The following is a 22,006-nucleotide window of genomic DNA, read 5'->3' as shown; positions in this document are numbered from 1 at the left end:
GGTAGGATTTTTAACTTTTCAATAAAATGAAGCGTAGCGCGTCTATTAGAAAGTTTCTCAAAAGTCTTTTGTTTTACAACGGCTTATGAAAAGTGCCAAAGTGATTGAAGCAATGTTAAGAACCGTATTTTACGATTTATGTAGACCTCTTCTAAATAGCATTTTTTCAATATTGCGTATTCTGAAGCACTACAAACGGAATGCCCTCCTCGATCCATTTTTCGACATAACCCATTTTTGGTACGACTTCAAAAGCGAGTGAACCTAAGACTAAATCGACATCGCCATCCTTATCATAATCGGAAGCATCCATCACAACCCATCGGCCTTTGTTCACTTCAGGAAAGGTATGCTGTGAAAAGCTATTGCCTTCATTTTTAAAATAGACGAAACCTTCCTCTGGGGTGTTCTGCCAATCTGGAAAAAAGGAAATAGCCGCAATATCACTATCGCCATCACCATCAAAATCGTTTACAACGGCATTATAGGCACCGTTTAGATGAAGAAAGAGTTCTTCTGAAAATGTATTCTCCCCGTCATTCAAATACACATACACCCCATGCCAAGGCTTCATTACCGGAGCATAATCGGCATTGTCGCCCGCAGTATACAGAATGTCCAAATGTCCGTCGTTGTAATAATCGATAAGATCAAAAAAGCTAGACCCCATGGATGGATGAAACTTCAACACGCGTTTCCGATCGAACTGTCCTTCACCATAATTGTAAAAGATATCGATGCCCTCGTCTCCCTGAGCAAAAAGTGCTACCACATCTAAATCGCCATCGCTATCCATATCTCTCAAATACGCTTTAATAGCTCCAGGTGTGGGAAGCAACGTAGATTTTGAATACATTCCGTTCCCAACATTTCTGAAAAGCGAAAGTCCACCTGTCCATTTGCCAAATTCGCATACGATAACATCGGTATCGCCATCGTTATCAATATCGCCATAACTGCTATGGACGGGGCGTTGCAGGTCTTTGATGGGAACACTACTTTCGCCTTTATTCTTCGGAAGTGTAGCAATAAATCCTTTAGGGGCATCGGTAGGTGAAAAACTTCCCATAACGGTCAGCCAAAAATCATCTTCACCCTCATATAATGAAACCGCTCCTTCTTGAACGTTTCCGGTATTCAACAATTGTAAATCGGTTGAAAACTCTGAAAAGCTCTTGGTGGCGGCATCGCCCAAATATAAGGTTCCTCGGTCGGAAAACTCGACAAAGGTGCTGCTAGGCATGGGTACTTTCTGCTGCGGAAAGATGGGTTGAAACTGCGAAAGATCCATAGTGATATTCTTCTTTTTAGGTGATGTTATTGATTCCGGAGCCTTTTTGAGATAGAAATTGGTAATAGCCTCCCAAATTGTATCGTGCATACGCTGTCGCTTCGGGAAGAGATTTCGTTGACGGACGATTACACCACCCTCATTTTGTTCGAACAAGGCTTCACGCTCGGTGGAATCCTTATAAATACCATACATATACCCCATACGTGGGAGAATAAATTCCTTCCAGGTATTTTTATCAAGCAATGAAGGCTCTGGGTACTGATGGCAGGTAGCACAATACATTTGAGCTAACATTTCACCCTGATCTTCATTTGTGTCGTTATAAACTGACGTCGGGAACGTTGCAGCCGATGAATATTTTGAATTTCGTTTATTGCATGAAAGCAACATTAAGACTAACAGAATGCTTATAAGAAGGGGAGCACTTTTCATATTGATCAAATTTCAATATGACAAGTTGGAAAATTCTATAGGGCTTTAGGTTACGCGTAGATTACGAAATATTTAAACCTTCAGTCGAGGCCTATTGTTTCACGTATTCCTTGACGAGACCGATAAGGGTGTTGGCATCCTGTTCGCCACTTTGGCGCCATTTCATTTCGCCATTCTTATAGATCATAAAGGTAGGAAGGCCTTTGATACGAAGTGCCTCCGCCAATTCCTGATTTTTATCGACATCGATTTTAATAACACGTGCCTTATCGCCCAAAGCAGCAGCTACGTCGCGTAGGACGGGATGCATTTCTTTTGAGGCTTCGTCCCATTCTGCATAGAAGTCTAGCAGTACGGGCATTTTGGTTTCGATTAGTTCGCCAAATTTTGACATATGTGTAGCGTTTTCAGTAGTCAAAGCTAATACAAATATAGTATTTCCCTGTTATTAAGCAGTATTGCGTTTCTTTTTCAAGGTTAGGACCGTAATTTCCGGCCACATTCCGACGCGACCTGGATAGCCCAAATAGCCAAATCCTCTGTTCACGTGGATAAAGCGTCCGAGTTCTTCATACAGTCCGGCCCAGTTTTCATAGCGATACTTAACGGGACTCCATTTTATAAGGCCTGGGATTTCAATTCCAAATTGCATACCGTGGGTATGTCCGCTAAGCGTAAGTTGAATATTTTTTGGGTGCTCCTTCACTTGCGCCTGCCAGTGGGACGGATCGTGACTCATCAGGATTTTAAAGTCGGTTTCTTCAACCCCTTCACACGCTTTTTCTAAATCGCCTGCTTTTTTAAAGCCACCGGCACCCCAATTTTCAACTCCGATCAATTTTATGGTTTCCCCGTTTTTTGAAATGGTTCGGTTTTCATTCAACAACAACTCCCATCCCATATCACGCTGCATGTTTTTTAAGCGTTCTAAGTTTTCAGCCTGTGCTTCGCGGGAAGACCATTCGATATAATCGCCATAATCATGGTTTCCTAGTACGGAATAGATACCATCGGTTGCGTTCAATTCAGAAAAGACCGACTGCCAATTGTCCATTTCACTGGCGAGGTTATTTACCAAATCGCCCGTAAAAAGAATCATATCGCTTTTTTGTTCATTTACCAAGTTGACGGCATACTTCACTTTTTCTTCATTATCGAAACTTCCGCTATGGATATCACTGATCTGTGTAAGCGTATAGCCATCGAAGGCTTCGGGTAGGTCGTCGAACTCCAAGGCGTATTTCAATACTTGATAATTATACTTTCCACGGTACATTCCATACAGTAAAGATGCAAAGGGAATGGCTGCCAAGGTAAGGGCTATAGTGCTAACGAAGGTTCTTCGGGATGGCATATAAAAGGAGGCTTCATTCCCCCCAAATTTTGAGAACAATCCTACAAAGAGGCGAATTATATCTTCCAACGCCATTACCAATACCACCAATAGTTTCGGCACAAAAATGGCAAGGAAGAAGCCGAACACATACATCCGAGCGGGTGTCATGGTACGGGTAGAATCGTTAAACTCCAATTGATAGATAAGGCTTCCTAACAGAAATAGCGAAACCAAAATATAGGCCGATAGCAACCAATTGCTTTTGGAGAGGGTTCGAAAGGCTTGATAGGCATAGATATCTACCACTATATAAATTGCAATAAAAATTATCCAGCGAACCATGGGCATGTGTTGTGCCCGTAAATATAAGGTGTTACGGTATGTCAGGGGAATTCTTTGCAATACTTTAACGGCTATATTTCCCTCTTTACTTCGGCCGAAATGTTAAGGCGAACGTCAAACTTATCTTAAATAGCTATAGTTAACAGTAAATCAGTTGGTTATATATACTTCAATTCGTTTAATTTTTAATTTTTATAGTGGTGGGGTAGGAAAAATTTCGTAGTTTTGGTTCACATAAGTAGGTTGACCTGCATCTTTGCAGGCCGATCAAATTTGGGGCGAAAAGTCATCACATCTGTGATGGCTTTTCTTTTTTAGGGTATTTATGTTGAACGTTCTACATCGTTCTAGGAGCTAATATTCCATTCATATTGAAAAAATTCGTACCTTATATGTACGTAACAAACTGAACTTCAGTATTAAATATCAACATTATGAAACGGATTTTCTACCCTTTACTCGGAATAGTTTTAGCCGCCTTCTTACTAGCCGCCAGCAGTCGTCCCGTTCAACAAAAGCAGACCTTAAAAGGGGTTTGGGAAATGGTGAATCAGTACACTTACGATAATGGAATGATCATCGATTCTACCAATACTATTCACGGTACCCGTCAGGTAAAAATGTATAGTGAAAGCAAGGTAATGTGGTCGCGTTATAATCCGAACGATTCGGTGGAATGGTTTGGATATGGAACGTACACCGTGAAGGATGGTTTTTTGGAAGAGCGTTTGGAGTATGCGTCGTATAGAATGATGCAGATTGCCGATACTACGCAGGTCTTTCGATACGAGTTGGATCTAAATGAAAACTCCTTTAGGCAGATCGCGTACGACAATGACGGGGAAAAATACTATTCGGAGAACTATCGCAGAATAGAATAAGAAACAAAAAAAGCCATCGAATGATGGCTTTTCTTTTTCCAATTGGGATTAACCTTACGCCAATTCTACATTGATTGCGTTAAGACCTTTCTTCCCTTGGGTCGTTTCAAACGTTACCTCGTCGTCCTCACGAATCTCATCGATTAGTCCGCTCTGGTGAACGAAGATATCCTCGTTAGAATCTTCTTGTTGAATAAAACCAAATCCTTTGGTGTTGTTGAAAAACTTTACGGTTCCTCTTTTCATGGTGTTCCTATTTTAGGGTTACTAATTATTGTGATATGAAAAATAGATTCATATCGATTTTGTTTGTGTTTTAAGAAATACACAGACAGGTTTGAGTGCGTTACTCAAGGCTGTAAACAATCTATTGGATGAAGGAAAAAAAAGGAAGAGACTACTACTAGGTACTGTGAAAGATTCTGTACTAAAATACTATACTGCTTAACTTGTAATTTCCGGATTCATTGACAACAAACTCTTGCTGATTCCGTAAAACATATGGAAGGAAAAACTATACTTTTTAAAATTATTCCCTACTCATTCTGCGGGCAAAGGTATGTCTAATTTATACAGTAATAGCATGTTTTGGCATTTATTTATATAAAAGTACAATTTATGAGATATAAGTGGTCTGCATTACTAACCAAAAAATCAATGGATAGTGACTGATTTCAGGTGCTGGGGTAGCATAAATGCTCGTCAAAGTGCCTTCCTCTCGCCAACGCTGTTGGCTCGTCGGAGGCAGGTACAAAAAAAGCCCTTCCAAGATAATCTGCTCACTGCAGATAGTAGGAAAAGCTTCTCATTGGCGTACCTGATTGATATCAGGAAAACCACTAGCCACATTTAAGTGACTCAACACAACGTCTTAATTTCCGCACTCGTTACGGAATCCCATCAATTTAGATGAGACACCTTTTTGCAAAGGTGTGTATGCGGTCTGGACGAGACTCGAACTCGCGACCCCCTGCGTGACAGGCAGGTATTCTAACCAACTGAACTACCAGACCAATTTGCAAAACCCGATTGACTCGGACACCGACAACAGTCGATTTTAGATGCAATTGTTTCACTTTTATATTAAGACCCAAGCAGTGTCTTTGCCTTATGGCTCAGCGACCCTCCCGCCACAGCGGGATATTCTAACCCCGTCCGAACGGTGAACCCGTTCATCCGGGCAGGCAACTGACCTTTCAGACACAATTGCAAAACCCGATTGACTCGGACATCGACAACAGTCGATTTTAGATGCAATTGTTACTTATTCGTTGTGTTCACTATAATAAGAACGTTTGCTTTTATAAGCGGTGGCAAATATACGCTACTTTTTATTTCGGCAAAAACTTTTTATCAAAAAATCTCCTCCTTATCCGCCAAACTTTTGACGTTCGATTAAATAGGTGGTCAAGATCTTCTGAAAACCTTTATTAATATCAGCTTTCACATACTTAATGCGATATTGGCCACACTTCATTTTTAGGTCATCAAAGTACTGTGCTACGGCTTCTTCGTACACCTCTTTTACGTTATCGGCATAAAGGTTCACATGTTCGCCAGTTTCCACATCTACAAATCGTTTCGGTCGGTTACCAAAATCGAAATTCAATTCCTTTTCAGCATCAAACGTATGGAACAATACCACTTCATGTTTATTGTACTTCAAATGCTGAAGCGCCTCAAACAACTTCTCCTCCTCCATATCGCTCTGAAACATGTCGGTAAACAAAAACACTAGCGACCGACGTTTCAACTTTTCAGCGATTAAATGAAGATGGGTATACGTTTTCGTAGCAACATCCTTCTTGTTCTGCTGCAATGCTTCGTTTAGGTGGTTTAATAACATCTGGTGGTGACGCTCACTTCCCTTTTCATTGGCATAGAACTCATAGGTATCGCTATAAATGCTCAATCCTACCGCGTCACGCTGACGTTTCAACAACTTCATAATCGCAGCACTTGCCAAAACAGAGAAACCAATTTTATTGAGCGAATCGCTGGTAAACTGTTTTACCTTCGGATAGTGCATCGAGCTGCTGTTATCGACGATCAAATGACAGCGAAGATTCGTTTCTTCCTCATACCGCTTGGTATACAGCTTATCGGTCTTGGCATAGAGCTTCCAATCGATATGCTTGGTGCTTTCACCTTGATTATAAATCTTATGTTCGGCAAATTCAGCAGAAAATCCATGGAACGGACTTTTATGCAAACCAGAAATAAACCCTTCCACCACTTGGGTAGCGAGCAGTTCCAGGTTGTTGAAACCTGTGATGTTGTTTATTTCTTTGTCAATTTCCATATACGCGTCTTGGTAGTCACCCTGAGCTGTCACCCTGAGCCTGTCGAAGGGTTGTTTATTTCCATCAGAAATTAGATTTGAGTAGTGAGCTATTAGTAATGAGAAGTTTCTCTCAATACTCTAATACTCACATCTCAATACATCTACATCCTCTCCCCCAACCCCTCTCCTTGAAAGGAGAGGGGCCTTCGAGATCATTTCTTATAAGATTCCATCCACAATCCCATATTCCACCGATTCCTCGGCATCCATCCAATGGTCGCGGTTGAAGTCCTTCATCACTTTTTCGTAGTCCTGACCACAATTATCGGCAAGGATCTTGGCACTTAGTTCCTTTGTCTTTAGGATTTCTTGGGCGGTGATTTCGATATCACTGGCTGGACCACGGGCGCCACCGCTTGGCTGGTGAATCATCACGCGCGCATGGGGCTGAATAAAGCGTCGGCCCTTCTCTCCAGCGGAAAGCAAAATACTTCCCATGGAAGCTGCCAATCCGCTACAAATAGTACTTACCGGACTTTTAATCGATTTAATAGTGTCATACATTGAAAATCCTGATGTTACATAACCACCCGGACTATTGATGTACAACTGAATTTCATCATTGTTCAACGAATCGAGGTACAACAGACGATCTACCACGTGCTGGGCACTGTCGTCGTCTACTTGTCCCCACAAAAATATCTTGCGCTGCTTGAGCAGCTGATTATCGATTTTGTCCTTTACTTTATATACTTTCTCCATTGCGTTTTTGATTAAATGATTGGCGCCAGACTAGGCAGGCACTAAAATAACAAAAGGCCTAGCGATATGCTAAGCCTTCCATCAATTTTTCTTTTTCAAAATATCTTATAATAGCTCGTCGATGGCCTCGGCATACACGTTTTTCGGTGCCACGCCAACCTGACGCCCTACCAACTCACCGTTGTTGAAAACCAACACCGTCGGAATGTTTCGAACGCCATACTTCGCCGCAAACTCTTGGTTTGCATCTACATCCACCTTTCCTACGACCGCTTTTCCTTCATAATCCTTGCTAATTTCATCGATTACGGGGCCTACCATACGGCAAGGACCACACCAAGCAGCCCAAAAGTCTACCAAGACAGGCTTGTCGCTTTTCAATACGGTTTCTTCGAATGTTTCGTCAGTTATTTCTAAAGCCATTGTTTCTATATTTTATTATTGCACAAAAGTAGTCAAAAATACGAGTTTTCATCGCACGCTTAACATTGGTTTAGGATATGGGCATATTACTTTTTATTATCGGGCGGCCTGCTCCTTCGCCCACTCCTTCACAATAAATTTCAGAGTGTGCTTCGTAGCACCGGGCCTGCCTGCCGCCTGCCTGTCGGCAGACAGGGCAGGCAGGCTCACGGCTATATCTCTTTTGCTTGGGCAAGAAATGCAAAGCGAATTAGACCTGCCGGGTACCCCAGACCCAGCAGGTCGCCTTTACCCTGCAGGTCTAAAAATACCCAGCAATTCTGGCAACGCAAAAGAGGATGCCGCCTCCATCCCTGGCCGGGGTTTCCGTCTTGAAAAATTCCCTATCTTAGAAACGAAAACCAACCGATATGTATACCAAGCGCAAGTACGGGTTTTTTATGACCCTCGACTGGTCCAAAAAACCCTTGTTGATCGGACTGCTATACTCCCTCATCATCTTTTTGGCGGTGTACTTTCTGCCCTTTTATTTTAAGATTCCGTGGCAACCGATTAGCGTAATTGGTATTGCGGTGGCGTTTTATTTGGGCTTTAAGAACAATAGCTCTTACGACCGTACTTGGGAAGCGCGAAAAATCTGGGGAAGCATCGTCAACAACAGCCGAACCTTCGGTGCAGCGGTTTCAGCCTTCGTACAGGGTGCTGATGCGCCCGCTATCAAAAAAGAATTGCTCTATCGTCATATTGCATGGATGACCGCCCTTCGCTACCAATTGCGTCGGGCACAGCCGTGGGAGCATTCCCGAAACGGTAGTAAAAACCCAACTGCTTCTGAAGTCACCGAAAACTACACCACCAGCCTCGAAACCGAACTAAAGGCCTACCTACCCGACCACGAGATTTCTGAAATCCATGAAAGTGCCAATCGGGCCACGCAAATCCTGAAAATACAGTCGGAACGGTTACAGCAGCTTCGCGACAAGCAGTACTTCGAGGACTTCCGTCATATGGAATTCCATGCCCTCATCACCACCTTTTATGAAGACCAAGGCAAATCGGAACGCATCAAGAACTTCCCCTTTCCAAGGCAATATGCGTCTACCGCCTTTTGGCTGTGTTTGATTTTCTGTGCGTTTGTGCCGTTTGGGATGTTGGACATTATCGGTGCCCACAGTTTGTTGTTGGTTGCATTCGGCTCTTTGCTATCGGCCGTGATTATCTGGGTGTTCTTTTTAATGGAAATGATAGGCGACTACTCCGAAAACCCGTTCGAAGGCACTTATAATGATGTGCCGATAACATCTATCGCCCGCGCCATAGAGATCGACCTCCGCCAAATGATCAACGACACCGACATTCCCGCACCGGTACAGGTAGAGAAGGGGTTTTTGATGTGATTAGTTGAAAACTTAAGTCTTTAGATCGCCAATTTTGCAGATTCTTTCCAAAGATAATTTGGCATTGGTTCTTCAAGTTTCCAATTAATATTCATCGGTTTTGCTCCTGAATAATCCTGGATAAATGCTTTACCTATAAAAACATAGCCCATTGTATTGCCGAATTCATCTTTCGCTTTTTCGCGTACAAATAAAAGTACAATTTTATCATTTTTGTCTTGGTTGATATAGGATAAACCTTTGGCCGTTTCTGGGCTAGCTGAGTTCTGACTTTGCCAATGAAAAAGATTTTTTGTAACGGCGTAGTCATCGTACATGGTCGTTGGTGAAAAGTTCTCTTCAGATTTAATTAAATTGATAAACAATAGTTCTGTATTCAAGTCTTTGTTCACCGCACTTCCCTCCCTATTTGAAGACTTTTTCGAAAAAGAACTTTTTCGAAATGCAACGAGAATCTGATCACGAGTATATCGTGCATGAACTTTCAATGGTTGCTTAAATGGCAAGTCAACTTCTAATTCCTTAAAGTCTATTCTATCTATAAGAATCTCCAATACCTCAACTATTTCTTGAACCACCGTTCTATTCCTACCAATTGACGTTATGCTGGTTTCTAAATTTTCCGAACCTCCAGCTTCACCGTAGTAATCGTAATGCAACATTAGAAGCATCAACCTTTCTTCCTCAGAAAAGGTTCTAGTTTTTACTTGGAAGTTATTTCTAGCGAGATTCAAAATAAATTTGAAATAACTTAATGAGTTAGATGCCAACCACTTTCTGAGTATCATTGAAACCATTGCCTTTTCGCCCTCAGATGAATAATCAACTTCCTCACCAGCTAACTGACAGAGTCTATTCCAGCTATTACGCTTATAGATATTTTGCAACTTAATTGAATATATTGATAAGAAATTACTCAATGTTAGCGGCAACGAAGTTTGATGTTTAAACGTTTTTATTTTATTAATCAGCTGACTACTTGAAAGTGAAGTTGCATTTCTGATATTTTTCAAAATAGACTCCTTAGCTTTCTTCTCAAGAACTATAGAACAGCCTAAAGGCAAATGCGGAAAACTGTCTTCGACTTCTTTCTTAATGGGGGTATTGGTTTTCCCAATTAAGGCCCTAAATTTATTTTCAAAATTATATTCTGGACGTACATTACCCACGAAATCTAAAACAGTAAGACATTCTTTGTTATCTGCTAGTCTTAGCCCCCTACCCAACTGTTGCAGAAATATAGTAAGGCTTTCTGTTGGGCGAAGAAAAAGGACGGTATCTATTTCTGGAATATCGACTCCTTCATTAAAAATATCAACGACAAATAGATAATTAATAGTTCCATCCATTAATGATTTTCTAATGGTGTCTCGATTTTTACTATTTGAACTTGTTAAATAGTCGGCCTTTAAACCAGCTAATGTAAACTTGTGAGCCATAAATTGTGCATGCTCGATAGAAACACAAAATCCTAGCGTTTTAACCTCATTTATATCCTTAGTATATTTTTCTAAACTTTGAATTATTTCACCCACCCGACGATCACTTTTCGTATATATTTTTGTTAACTCAGAAGGCACATATCTTCCTCTTTCCCATCTCGCCTTGGAAAGATCTACACTGTCCGAAATTCCAAAATATTGAAAAGGTGACAACAATTTCCTATTTAAAGCTTCAGGCAATCTAATTTCAGCTGCTATTCGATTATGAAAATCTTCCTGAATGTCTCCACCATCCATTCTTTCCGGAGTTGCTGTAAGTCCAAGTAATATTTTTGGATTGAAGTACTCTATAATGCCACGGTAACTATTCGCTGTCAGATGGTGACATTCATCAATAATTATAAAGTCATAATAGCTTGGTGATTGGTCTAATTTCTCGACTTTATTATTAAGAGTTTGAACAGATGCAAATACGTTTTCGAAACGATCGGGCACCATTCCGTCAACCCATAACTCCCCGAAATTATTATCTTTAAGCACCCCTTGAAAGGTGGACATTGATTTCTCTAATATCTCTTTTCTATGTGCTAAGAACAAAAGCTTCGCTGAAGGATTCTCTTTTTTAAAGTTTTTAAAGTCAAAGGCTGAAATTACGGTTTTGCCAGTACCAGTTGCCGCAACAATTAGATTTTTATACCTGTTATGAACACCTCGTTCAACTTCTAATTTTTCCAAGATTTCATTCTGATATGGGTAAGGCTTTAAATCAAAAAATGTGGTAAACGCATTCGATTCTTTTCTGAATTTTCCACTTTTTAATTCTTTAATTAAGCGTTCTCTGTGAATCCCATCATTAAAAATTTCAAAATCATTGCTTTGCCAATAGGTTTCGAATGTTTTTTGAAACTTATCTATAATATGTCCAACTTCCTTAGTTGTGACTTTCAAATTCCACTCCAATCCATCTGTTAATGCAGATCTAGAAAAATTTGAAGAACCTATATAAGCAGTGTGAAACCCAGTTTTTCTGTAAAAAAGATATGCCTTAGCATGTAACCTTTCATTGCCAGTATTATAGGAAATTTTAACTGTGGTATTTGGAAGGTTAGAAAGTAGCTGAATGGCTTTATAATCAGAAGCACCCATATATGTGGTAGTAATTACTCTTAGCTCACCACCACGGTCAATAAACTCTTTAAATTGTGGTTCTAGAATTATAATCCCCTTGAATTTTATAAATGAAACGAGCAAATCAATTCTATCTGCAGAAAGAATTTCTTTTTGTAATTCGCTACCCAATGAAACACCTGCATTAGCTCCCGTAAATAGTTCGCTGTGCGTTAATCTAGTGTATGGGGTAATTTCTTTGAGATGTAAATCTAAATCTGAAAAGTGTGAGTCTATTTTTGAAAAAACTGCATGTAGCATTTTCCCCTCAGTAGCTATTAAATCTTCATCGAAAGAAGTATTGTCAAGTTCATCCCTTAATAAGCGAATAATTTTGTTTGAAATTTCAATCTGCCTATCAATTTGATCAGAACCCTTTATGGATTGAAAAGCTAATCTGATACTATTAGCAATATGCTTTGAAAATAGTAGTGCCGCTTCCTCCTTATCAACTTTAGTTTCCTTTATGTGGAATGTTTCCGAATCGACACTTTCAAGTTTTGATTTTATTAATTCGGTAACCAATTCTTCGTATATTCCTTCAATCATATCGCGCTAGCTTATTAATTATCGGTATATCCGCAGCCGCCCAGTCCAATGTTGTTAAATCATCCTTTTTCAACCATACAGAATTAATGTGTTCTGTTAGGTTGATATTTCTTGTCTTAGCTTTACAAATAAAGCTGTGCATCGTAATATCAAAGTCTGGATAACTGTGCTTAACGGTTAGAAATAAGTTTTGAATATCAGGTTCAATTTGAAGCTCTTCTTGCAATTCCCTTGATAAGGCAGACTCTAAAGTCTCACCTTTTTCAACCTTCCCGCCAGGAAATTCGAACTTTTTAGAGATATAGGTCAATTTATTTTCTCCGCGTTGTACACAAAGAATTTTATCGCCATTTTCAATTATTGCCGCTACAACTTCAATAGTTTTACGTTTCTTCAACCTCTATTGTTTATATAATCAATTCAACTTAAACGACACCTGCTCCTCGTCCAATGCATCCAACAGTTCCTTACAGATATTGATCTTTTGGCTGCGGCTGGGCATGTTCAACTTTACCTTTTCCTTACGGTCGTATACCAACATATGAACCACCCGATCGCCCTTGTGTTCGGTAAAGAGGTTGCGGAGGGTTTCAATGCGTTCTTCCTGTAACTCCTCTATCGGTAACCGAAGTGTCAGCTTTTTTGCCTGGGCTTCCATCACGTCATGCAACTGCTGTATGCTGTTGTACTGCAAACGTGGCTCGCCCCGTTTGCCGGTATCGCGGTTTACCCAACCTTCCTTTACAAACACCTTTCCGTAGATAAAGGAATTGGGCACCAAGAAATGACGGAACTTTAAATACTCCTCGCCAAAAATCTTGAACTCGTAACTGTCTTCATAATCCTCTACCGTAAAAATGGCCCAACCGCGTCCGGCCTTGCTTTCACGATGCTGCACATCGCTTACCACGCCGCCAAAACAAAGCTCACGATTTACGAAATCCTCCAAATGGTTAAAGTCTGATACCTTACAATTGGTGAAATAGCGCATCTCGATCTTAAAGTCGTCCAACGGATGACCCGATATATAAATCCCGACCACTTCCTTTTCGAGTTTCAGTTTTTTCATGGTACCCCACTCTTCACACGGTGGTACCTCGGGTTCGGGAATCTGTACTTCGCTGGCTTCGCCAAACAGACTAACCTGCGCCGAATTCTGGGTTTCCTGATAACGGGAAGCGTATTTCAGCACCTTTTCAATAAACATCACGCCATCGCCCTCATCGTGGATGTATTGCGCCCGATGCGTATCGAAACTATCAAAACCACCTGCCAAGGCAAGGCTTTCAAAGGCTTTTTTATTGGCAGCCCGTAAATCGATGCGCTTGGCCAAATCGAAAATGGACTTATATTTTCCGTCCTTGCGTTCGTCTACGATGGTAGCCACCGCGTTTCCACCGACACCTTTAATGGCACCCATTCCGAAGCGGATGGCACCTTCATCGTTTACGGTGAACTTGTAAAAGGATTCGTTTACGTCGGGACCGAGTACCTTGATGCCCATACGCTTGCATTCCTCCATAAAGAAGGTCACTTGCTTAATGTCGTTCATGTTGTTCGACAGCACTGCCGCCATGTATTCTGCAGGGTAATGTGCCTTTAGATAGGCCGTTTGGTAGGCGATCCAGGCGTAGCAAGTCGAGTGACTTTTATTAAAGGCATAACTTGCAAAGGCTTCCCAATCTTTCCAGATTTTTTCGAGCTTTTCGGCGGGATGACCGTTCTTTTCGGCTTGCTCGATGAACTTGGGCTTCATCTTGTCCAAGACCGCTTTTTGCTTTTTCCCCATCGCTTTTCGAAGGACGTCTGCTTCACCTTTGGTGAAATTCGCCAACTTCTGCGATAGTAGCATCACCTGCTCTTGGTAAACCGTAATTCCGTAGGTTTCCTCCAAGTATTCCTCCATGGCCGGAAGGTCGTAGCTGATGTCCTCTTCGCCATGCTTTCTACGGACAAAACTTGGGATGTATTCCATCGGACCCGGACGGTACAGCGCGTTCATCGCAATCAGGTCGGCAAAAACCGTCGGTTTCAGCTCCTTCATGTATTTCTGCATCCCCGCAGATTCGTACTGGAATATTCCAACCGTTTCCCCTCTTTGGAAGAGTTCGTAGGTTTTTTCGTCATCCAACGGAAACGAATCCGGATCGAGGTCGATGTTGTGCTTATGCTTTACGATTTTCACCGTATCCTTGATAAGCGTCAAGGTTTTGAGTCCGAGGAAGTCCATCTTCAACAACCCGGCACTTTCCACTACCGAGTTATCGAACTGGGTTACGTAAAGGTCACTGTCCTTTGCAGTGGAAACAGGAACGAAATTGGTAATATCGTCCGGCGTGATGATGACCCCACAGGCGTGGATTCCCGTATTTCGAACGGAACCTTCCAACACCTTTGCTTGGTTGATGGTTTCGGCCTCAAGATCGCTGCCTTCACTTAGGTTCAGCAGTTCGTTTACCTTCGGAAGTTCGTCACTTCGGAATTTCCCACGAAGTTCCTGATCGCTTAAGCCAAAAATCTTGTTCAGTTTCGTCATGTTCGGGACCAACTTCGCAATACGATCGGCTTCATTCAATGGCAAATCCAATACTCGAGCGGTATCACGAATCGAACTTTTGGCCGCCATGGTTCCGTAGGTAATGATCTGCGCTACCTGATTGGCACCGTATTTTTCGATTACATAGTCCATTACCCGGCTTCGCCCTTCATCATCGAAATCGATATCGATATCGGGCATGCTTACACGGTCTGGATTCAAAAACCGCTCAAAAAGTAGGTCGTACTCAATCGGGTCGATATTGGTAATCCCCAAACAATACGCAACCGCACTCCCCGCTGCAGAACCACGACCGGGCCCAACGGAAACATCCATTTTGCGGGCTTCGGCGATGAAATCCTGCACGATTAGGAAATATCCGGGATAGCCGGTATTGGCAATAACGTCCAATTCGAAATCGAGCCGTTGGCTGATATCTTCGGTAATCTCGTTGTAGCGTCTTTTGGCGCCTTCGTAGGTTAGGTGACGTAGATAGGCGTTTTCACCTCGTTTGCCACCATCTTCGTTGTCGGCCTCGTCCTGAAACTGCTCAGGAATGGTAAATTTAGGCAGCAGTACATCGCGTGCAAGGGAGAAGGATTCAATCTTATCAATCACCTCCGCGATATTGGTAATCGCTTCCGGAAGATCTTTAAACAAGGCCTTCATCTCCTCCTGCGTCTTGAAGTAGTATTCTTGGTTTGGGAGCCCATAGCGATAGCCACGTCCGCGACCAATGGGTGTTGCTTGTTTTTCACCATCCTTTACACACAGCAAGATATCGTGCGCATTGGCGTTCTCCTTATGGATGTAGTAGGTATTGTTACAGGCCACCAGCTTCACCTTATGCTTTTTTGCCAAGGAAATCAAGGTTGGGTTCACACGGTCTTCATCTTCCTGACCATGACGCATGATTTCCATATAAAGGTCATCGCCAAATTCTTCTTTCCACCACAGCAGGGCCTCTTCCGCTTGTTTTTCACCTACGTTCAGCACTTTGGAAGGCACTTCACCATAGAGACTTCCCGTTAGGACGATGACATCTTCCTTGTATTGTTTAATGACCTCCTTATCGATTCGCGGCACGTAGTAGAACCCTTTGGTATAGGCGATACTGGCCATTTTGGCGAGATTGTGATAGCCGTTTTTATTTTTGGCGAGCATGACGACCTGATAGCCGTTATCCTTATTCGATTTGTCGAGATGGTTTTCACACACGTTGAATTCGCACCCGACAATCGCTTTTAGTTCTTTATGTTGTTCCTCTTCCGAAAGGCCCGCGTTATAGGTATTTACGGCTCTAGTGAAGTGAAACGCACCCATCATATTGCCAGTGTCGGTAAGGGCAACGGCTGGCATTTCATTTTTGATGGCAGCATTTACGAGGTCCTGGGTGGAAGATGTCGCCTGCAGGATCGAAAACTGCGAATGGTTGTGAAGATGTGCAAAGGCTGTTTCCTCCAGCGTAGCAAGATTCTCTGCAATTTCCTCGGAAGAAATTTCTTCGGTATCGCGTTGCGCCTCCAGTTCTTTTCTGATTTTTTCAGAAGCCTTTTGAAGGTTGATGTGCTGGAGTCCGATAAGCTCAATCTCCTTCGGATTCGCTTCCGAAAACTGCTCGAAATAATCGGGTTGAACGTCTAATTCTTCTGCGGTGAAGACATTTCGTCGTACCAATTCCAAAAAGCAACGTGTGGTTGCCTCCACGTCGGCCGTAGCGTTGTGAGCTTCGGCAAAGGGTTCGTTGAACAAAAACTCGTGAAGCTCTGTAAGTGTGGGAAGCTTAAATTTCCCACCGCGTCCGCCGGGAATCTGACACAGTTGTGCGGTGGTTTCGGTACAGGTATCCAATACCGGCAATTCGGGTAATGGATTTTCAATTCCCAGTCGGTGAAATTCCGCCCCCATGATATTCACATCGAAGTCGATATTCTGACCTACGACGAATTTAGTCTTGGCAAGAGCTTCGGTGAATTTTTGCGCCACCACTTCAAGCGATTCACCCTGTTGTTCTGCCAATTCGGTGGAGATGCCGTGAATTTTTTCCGCATCGAAGGGAATGTTAAAGCCTTCTGGTTTCACCAAATAGTCCTGATGTTCGATGACATTCCCCATGTCATCATGAAGCTGCCAAGCGATTTGAATACAGCGTGGCCAGTTATCGCTATCGGTAACCGGCGCGTTGTAGTTTTTAGGAAGTCCGGTGGTCTCGGTATCGAATATCAGGTACATGCAGTGTGTTGGTTTTGAAAAGATTCCTTAGCAAAAAGGTTGCTGAGGCTCTCGAAGCAACCCTTCGTGTAAAAATAGAAAAACCCATCGATTGACGGGTCTAAAATTGAGGGTACTTCCTCACAAAATATCAACAAAAAAATAACCCCACTGGGTAAGTGGGGTTTGACCACCACTAAGGGAGGTGGTCTGCATATTTCATCATACTTATGAAACAATTGTTTCAAAATTCTTGGCGCCTTGTATTGCGTCCTCTACACTATTCTTCTGCTTTGCTAGCAATTGCTGTGTCGTTGGTGGCAAAGTTGTATCATTAATCACTTCCTGATACTCCTCTGCAGCGGCTTTTTCGCCTTTTTTCACTTCTTCAAGAATGGCTTCCTCGTCGTTCGAGGTAAAGGTACTTTTTATGTCCATCCAAGTTCGGTGAAGGCTTCCGGTTGCACTTCCACCTTTGTCGGGCGATTCGCCATAGTTTCTGATTTCAGATTTCAGTTCGTGACCAAAATCATATCGGTTTTGCGCCTGTTGGTTGAAGAATTGCTTCAATTTATCATTTTCTACTACTTCTGCCGCTTTCTTATATCCTTTTTCGGCATCATAGTTTTTCTCTAATAGTTCGTTTAATTTTTTCGACATTTCCTCTGTATACTGCATCATTCAAATTTTTCAAATTAGCAAGGATTAATTAGTAATGAAGTATTGAAATAGTTCCTTGGTTACCGCTTCAATACATCACTTAATATACTGCAAACACTAGGGTAACACAAGTTTTTAACCCAATCTTAAAAGGATTTAACAGAGTTTAACCGAACTGAAATAGAATTGGATTTCCTATTGGTAGGTAACGTTAAATTGTCCCACAGTAACGTCCGTGAATGCAGTTTGAAAATTAAAAGTACCTTTGATTTCTCGCTGTCCAGGATTGTGTTCCAGAATAATAAAAGTTCCGCTCAAAGCAGGTTCTTCAGTTTCATTGGCAGTATAAAAAGCTTGATATTCCTCACCATCAATGGCATATTCGCCGGCGGTGATGGTCGCAGGAATTCGTAATTGAATATTTCGAGAAGCTGTTTCCCCATCGATACGGATATAATCATTTATCTGAACGGCAGTTACTATAAAAGGATTGTAAGGAGTGCCATCCACTTGGGCAAAGAAATTACCCGCATTGGTGTTCTCTTCCTCTTCTTCTAATACCAATGGCACTTCGAAGAACGTTCCTTGCGACACTGCAAGCGTATCGATATTGGGTAAATAGGCTGTATAACGAAAAGAACCCGACACAATTTTGTTGGTTTCGTCCCATCTAGACACTACGATTTGTCCGTTACCTTCTGGAATGGTAGAATATACAAACCCTTCAAAATTTTCGAAAGTGGCGTAATTAGTATTATTTGATCCGATCGGGTAAACACCTTCACCTTGCCCCGAAATACGTAGGGTCATGGTTTCGGTATCGGTATATCCCTGAATTAAGGCGCTTCCATCCTCATTGGGGAATACGCGGGCATCGTTGGCTTTAAATAACTCATCATTCAAATTTCCTTGAAAGCCAGGATCGTTCACTTGGACATCTTCACATCCAACAAGAAAGGACAGGGCGAAAAACGCTAACAATAACTGTTTCATACCGATAGGGGCATTTTGGGGTTACTCAACAAATGTAAAATAAAAAGTTTAATCCGTTGAAAAACAAACAAAAATAATAGTATCTTTGCGCCCTCATTATCGAACCGAAGTGGTTCCATAACTAATTATAACCGGGGTCGGGTACCCCAAAAATTAATTACTATGCCAGTAAAAATTAGATTGCAAAGACACGGTAAGAAGGGAAAACCTTTTTATTGGATCGTAGCGGCCGATAGTCGTGCGAAAAGAGATGGTAAATATCTTGAAAAATTAGGTGTTTACAATCCTAACGTAAATCCTGCTCATATCGAGTTGGATCTTGACGGTGCCGTTACATGGTTGCAAAATGGTGCTCAGCCTACTGATACGGCTAGAGCGATCCTTTCTTATAAAGGAGCCATGTTAAAAAATCACTTGGCAGGTGGTGTTCGTAAGGGCGCTATCTCTGAGGAAGAAGCTGAGAAGAAATTCAACGCTTGGTTAGAAGAAAAGGAAAATAAAATTCAAACCAAACGCGATAAGGTTCTTGGTGCTGAAGAGCAGGCAAAGGCAGATGCCCTTGCTGCTGAAAAAGCGAAAAATGACGAACGTGTAGCCGAAGCGAAAGCTGCAGAGGAAGAGGCAAAAGCTGCTGAAGAAGCAGAAAAAGCCGAAGCTGAAGCGGAAGCGAAGCCAGACGAAGACTACGAAGGCACTGCCGTTACTGAAGAAGGCGAGCCAGAAGCTAACGTAGACAAAGAAGTGGATGCCGAAACTGCGGAAGAGGCAAAAGCGGAAGAAAAGAAAGAACCAGAAGCGTAACAACGAATATGCGTAAAGAAGAATGCTTCTTTCTAGGCAAAATCGTTAAGAAATATAGCTTCAAGGGGGAGTTACTCGTAAAACTCGATACCGACGACCCTGAACAGTTTTTGGAAATGGAATCAGTGTTCGTGGACCAACGCGGACACTTGGTTCCATTTTTTATTGAAGAATTATCGCTACACAAATCGCAATTGCTCCGCATTAAATTCGAAGAAATAGATAGCGAAGAGACAGCGGACCCACTGCTAAACCACGACCTCTATTTACCGTTGGACCTCTTACCTGAACTAACAGGAAATAAATTCTACTACCACGAAATTATCGGCTTTACGGTAAGCGATGTCACCCATGGAAACATCGGAACGATTACTGGGGTAAACGATAGTACGGCACAAGCCCTTTTTATTATCGATTATAAAGGGAAGGAAGTACTGGTACCCATTACCGACGATTTTATCGATACGGTCGATCGCGATGAGAAAAACATCCTTTTGAACTTGCCAGAAGGCCTTTTGGAGATCTATCTATAATGAATAAACCCTTTCGGTTTAAACAGTTTACCGTTTCCCAGGACCGCTGCGCGATGAAAATTGGAACTGACGGCGTGCTATTGGGCGCATGGACATCCCTTCACCATCGTCCTGATTCTATTTTGGATATCGGTGCTGGAACAGGCATCATTGCACTTCAAATGGCACAACGATTGAATGCTGAGCTTATCGATGCACTGGAAATAGATCATGACGCCTACGAACAATGCGTGGAAAATTTTGAAAATTCTCCCTGGGGCGACCGACTGTTCTGTTATCATGCCTCGCTTCAAGAGTTTGCCGATGAGATAGAAGACAAATACGATTCGATCATTTCAAACCCTCCGTTCTATTCAGAAGATTATAAAACGGAAGATGAAGCCCGCGATAAAGCGCGTTTCGCCGATGCCCTCCCCTTTGCGCATTTAGTTGAAGGCGTAGCATCCCTCCTTTCTGATAGGGGACTATTTTCTGTTATTCTTCCGAAGAAAGAAGCATTATCTTTCATAAAATTAGCTGAAACAAAAGGTCTATTTCCTTCCCGGATCTGTAATGTGAAAGGTACCGCTTCGACTGCCATAAAGCGTGTGATGCTAGAGTTTTCTTTTGAAAAAGGAGAAATTGAAGAAGAAACACTTATTATAGAACATAGTCGCCATCAGTATACCGATGCATACAAAGCCCTAGTGAAAGATTTTTACCTAAAAATGTAGGTGAAAGGATTTCCGTTTTAATACTTTTGTATACCTAAAATTCTGATTCCAAATGAAACCAGACTTATTCGAAGCTCCTGATTATTATAATTTAGATGAATTGCTCACCGATGAGCATAAATTAGTACGCGATGCGGCCCGCGATTGGGTGAAGCGTGACGTTTCTCCTATTATTGAAGAATACGCCCAAAAAGCGGAATTTCCCGATCAGATTATTGGCGGATTAGCAGAAATTGGTGCCTTCGGACCTTATATTCCTGAAGAATACGGAGGTGCTGGACTAGACCAAATTAGCTACGGCCTTATCATGCAAGAAATTGAACGTGGCGATAGTGGCGTTCGTTCTACAGCTTCAGTACAGTCATCCTTGGTGATGTATCCTATTTGGAAATACGGAAACGAGGAACAACGGAAAAAATACCTACCCAAATTGGCCAGCGGCGAATGGATGGGCTGTTTCGGACTTACTGAACCAGACCACGGAAGTAATCCTGGGGGCATGACGACCAACTTTAAGGATAAGGGCGACCACTATCTTTTAAATGGCGCTAAAATGTGGATCAGTAATGCTCCTTTTGCACAGGTTGCAGTTGTGTGGGCGAAAGATGAAAGCGGACGTATTCACGGCCTTATCGTGGAACGTGGCATGGAAGGCTTCACCACTCCTGAAACCCACAATAAATGGTCGCTTCGGGCTTCGGCTACCGGTGAATTGATTTTCGACAATGTAAAAGTGCCAAAGGAAAACCTTTTGGAAGGTAAATCAGGTCTTGGTGCACCGCTTGGGTGCCTTGATTCTGCGCGATTCGGAATTGCTTGGGGTGCGATTGGAGCTGCAATGGACTGCTACGATACGGCGCTTCGCTATTCAAAGGAACGTTCTCAGTTTGGAAAACCAATTGGAGGCTACCAACTTCAACAAAAGAAATTGGCCGAAATGATTACGGAAATCACCAAAGCGCAATTAATGGCGTGGCGATTGGGTGTGCTTCGAAACGAAGGGAAGGCGACCAGTGCACAGATTTCCATGGCGAAGCGAAACAATGTCGATATGGCCATCAACATTGCCCGGGAAGCGCGACAGATTCTTGGTGGAATGGGAATTACCGGTGAATATAGCATCATGCGTCATAGCATGAACTTGGAAAGTGTTATTACCTACGAAGGAACACACGACATTCACTTATTGATTACCGGTCTTGACATCACAGGCCTTAATGCCTTTAAATAAAATACTTTAGGTTAAAATC

18 protein-coding genes and 1 tRNA gene are annotated in these 22,006 nt (G+C 42.2%); 6 read left to right on the top strand and 13 right to left on the bottom strand.

Annotation, left to right across the window (positions count from 1 at the left end; all coding sequences use genetic code 11):
* Window positions 1-166: 166 nt before the first annotated feature.
* The 3 genes from I4Q58_RS07835 to I4Q58_RS07825 form a co-directional block, all read right to left on the bottom strand.
* The gene (locus I4Q58_RS07835; protein ID WP_203295329.1) at window positions 167-1,726 is read right to left on the bottom strand and encodes an FG-GAP repeat domain-containing protein; all 1,560 of its coding nucleotides are present in this window, start codon (window positions 1,724-1,726) and stop codon (window positions 167-169) included.
* Window positions 1,727-1,817: 91 nt separating this feature from the next.
* A complete protein-coding gene (locus tag I4Q58_RS07830; protein WP_203295328.1) occupies window positions 1,818-2,120 on the bottom strand; it encodes a thioredoxin family protein in 303 nt (100 codons plus the stop codon).
* A gap of 54 nt (window positions 2,121-2,174) precedes the next feature.
* On the bottom strand, window positions 2,175-3,404 hold the full coding sequence (locus tag I4Q58_RS07825) for a metallophosphoesterase (RefSeq protein WP_203295327.1): 1,230 nt from the start codon (window positions 3,402-3,404) through the stop codon (window positions 2,175-2,177).
* A 434-nt stretch (window positions 3,405-3,838) separates the two neighbouring features.
* Here I4Q58_RS07825 and I4Q58_RS07820 point away from each other — a divergent pair, with 434 nt between their 5' ends.
* Window positions 3,839-4,285 carry a hypothetical protein gene (locus I4Q58_RS07820; RefSeq protein ID WP_203295326.1) on the top strand — a complete coding sequence of 149 codons (447 nt, stop codon included), beginning with the start codon at window positions 3,839-3,841 and terminating at the stop codon, window positions 4,283-4,285.
* Window positions 4,286-4,339: 54 nt separating this feature from the next.
* Here I4Q58_RS07820 and I4Q58_RS07815 read toward each other — a convergent pair whose 3' ends face one another.
* From I4Q58_RS07815 to trxA, 5 genes are all read right to left on the bottom strand, one after another.
* The gene (locus tag I4Q58_RS07815; RefSeq protein ID WP_203295325.1) at window positions 4,340-4,531 is read right to left on the bottom strand and encodes a cold-shock protein; all 192 of its coding nucleotides are present in this window, start codon (window positions 4,529-4,531) and stop codon (window positions 4,340-4,342) included.
* 693 nt (window positions 4,532-5,224) lie between these two features.
* Window positions 5,225-5,298: transfer RNA gene (locus I4Q58_RS07810), tRNA-Asp, on the bottom strand.
* Window positions 5,299-5,654: 356 nt separating this feature from the next.
* A complete protein-coding gene (locus I4Q58_RS07805) occupies window positions 5,655-6,587 on the bottom strand; it encodes a DUF58 domain-containing protein (RefSeq protein WP_203295324.1) in 933 nt (310 codons plus the stop codon).
* A gap of 201 nt (window positions 6,588-6,788) precedes the next feature.
* Window positions 6,789-7,331, bottom strand: coding sequence for a ClpP family protease (locus I4Q58_RS07800; protein WP_203295323.1), 543 nt, complete (start codon window positions 7,329-7,331; stop codon window positions 6,789-6,791).
* 105 nt (window positions 7,332-7,436) lie between these two features.
* Window positions 7,437-7,754 (bottom strand): thioredoxin, encoded by a 318-nt coding sequence (gene trxA / locus I4Q58_RS07795; RefSeq protein WP_203295322.1) that lies wholly within the window; start codon window positions 7,752-7,754, stop codon window positions 7,437-7,439.
* A 410-nt stretch (window positions 7,755-8,164) separates the two neighbouring features.
* On the opposite strand from trxA, the gene I4Q58_RS07790 reads away from it, so the two are divergent.
* Window positions 8,165-9,151, top strand: coding sequence for a bestrophin family protein (locus tag I4Q58_RS07790; RefSeq protein WP_203295321.1), 987 nt, complete (start codon window positions 8,165-8,167; stop codon window positions 9,149-9,151).
* A gap of 20 nt (window positions 9,152-9,171) precedes the next feature.
* Here I4Q58_RS07790 and I4Q58_RS07785 read toward each other — a convergent pair whose 3' ends face one another.
* The 5 genes from I4Q58_RS07785 to I4Q58_RS07765 form a co-directional block, all read right to left on the bottom strand.
* Entirely contained in the window at window positions 9,172-12,309 is a 3,138-nt protein-coding gene (locus I4Q58_RS07785) for a DUF3427 domain-containing protein (protein ID WP_203295320.1), read from the bottom strand.
* Window positions 12,302-12,706 (bottom strand): (deoxy)nucleoside triphosphate pyrophosphohydrolase, encoded by a 405-nt coding sequence (locus I4Q58_RS07780; protein ID WP_203295319.1) that lies wholly within the window; start codon window positions 12,704-12,706, stop codon window positions 12,302-12,304. The genes I4Q58_RS07785 and I4Q58_RS07780 overlap by 8 nt, the downstream gene beginning before the upstream one ends.
* An 18-nt stretch (window positions 12,707-12,724) precedes the next feature.
* Complete coding sequence (dnaE, locus tag I4Q58_RS07775; protein ID WP_203295318.1) at window positions 12,725-17,077, bottom strand: DNA polymerase III subunit alpha; 4,353 nt, start codon at window positions 17,075-17,077, stop codon at window positions 12,725-12,727.
* 207 nt (window positions 17,078-17,284) lie between these two features.
* The gene (locus I4Q58_RS07770; protein WP_394369327.1) at window positions 17,285-17,737 is read right to left on the bottom strand and encodes a ferritin-like domain-containing protein; all 453 of its coding nucleotides are present in this window, start codon (window positions 17,735-17,737) and stop codon (window positions 17,285-17,287) included.
* Between the two features lie 174 nt (window positions 17,738-17,911).
* On the bottom strand, window positions 17,912-18,709 hold the full coding sequence (locus tag I4Q58_RS07765; RefSeq protein ID WP_203295317.1) for a DUF6252 family protein: 798 nt from the start codon (window positions 18,707-18,709) through the stop codon (window positions 17,912-17,914).
* Window positions 18,710-18,871: 162 nt separating this feature from the next.
* Between I4Q58_RS07765 and I4Q58_RS07760 the strand changes: the two genes are divergently transcribed.
* From I4Q58_RS07760 to I4Q58_RS07745, 4 genes are read left to right on the top strand one after another with little or no spacing between them, the layout of a single operon-like run.
* Window positions 18,872-19,510: a 30S ribosomal protein S16 gene (locus I4Q58_RS07760; protein ID WP_203295316.1), complete on the top strand. Its 639-nt coding sequence runs from the start codon at window positions 18,872-18,874 to the stop codon at window positions 19,508-19,510.
* 8 nt (window positions 19,511-19,518) lie between these two features.
* Complete coding sequence (gene rimM, locus I4Q58_RS07755; protein WP_203295315.1) at window positions 19,519-20,043, top strand: ribosome maturation factor RimM; 525 nt, start codon at window positions 19,519-19,521, stop codon at window positions 20,041-20,043.
* Window positions 20,043-20,756 (top strand): tRNA1(Val) (adenine(37)-N6)-methyltransferase, encoded by a 714-nt coding sequence (locus I4Q58_RS07750; RefSeq protein ID WP_203295314.1) that lies wholly within the window; start codon window positions 20,043-20,045, stop codon window positions 20,754-20,756. The genes rimM and I4Q58_RS07750 overlap by 1 nt, the downstream gene beginning before the upstream one ends.
* Before the next feature lie 52 nt (window positions 20,757-20,808).
* Window positions 20,809-21,987 (top strand): acyl-CoA dehydrogenase family protein, encoded by a 1,179-nt coding sequence (locus I4Q58_RS07745; RefSeq protein WP_203295313.1) that lies wholly within the window; start codon window positions 20,809-20,811, stop codon window positions 21,985-21,987.
* The last annotated feature ends 19 nt before the right edge of the window (window positions 21,988-22,006 follow it).

The organism is Luteirhabdus pelagi (genome assembly GCF_016827595.1).
Classification (GTDB): Bacteria; Bacteroidota; Bacteroidia; order Flavobacteriales; family Flavobacteriaceae; genus Luteirhabdus; species Luteirhabdus pelagi.
Note: the sequence above shows the minus strand (reverse complement) of the source record. Positions and strands in the feature narration are given on the sequence as shown.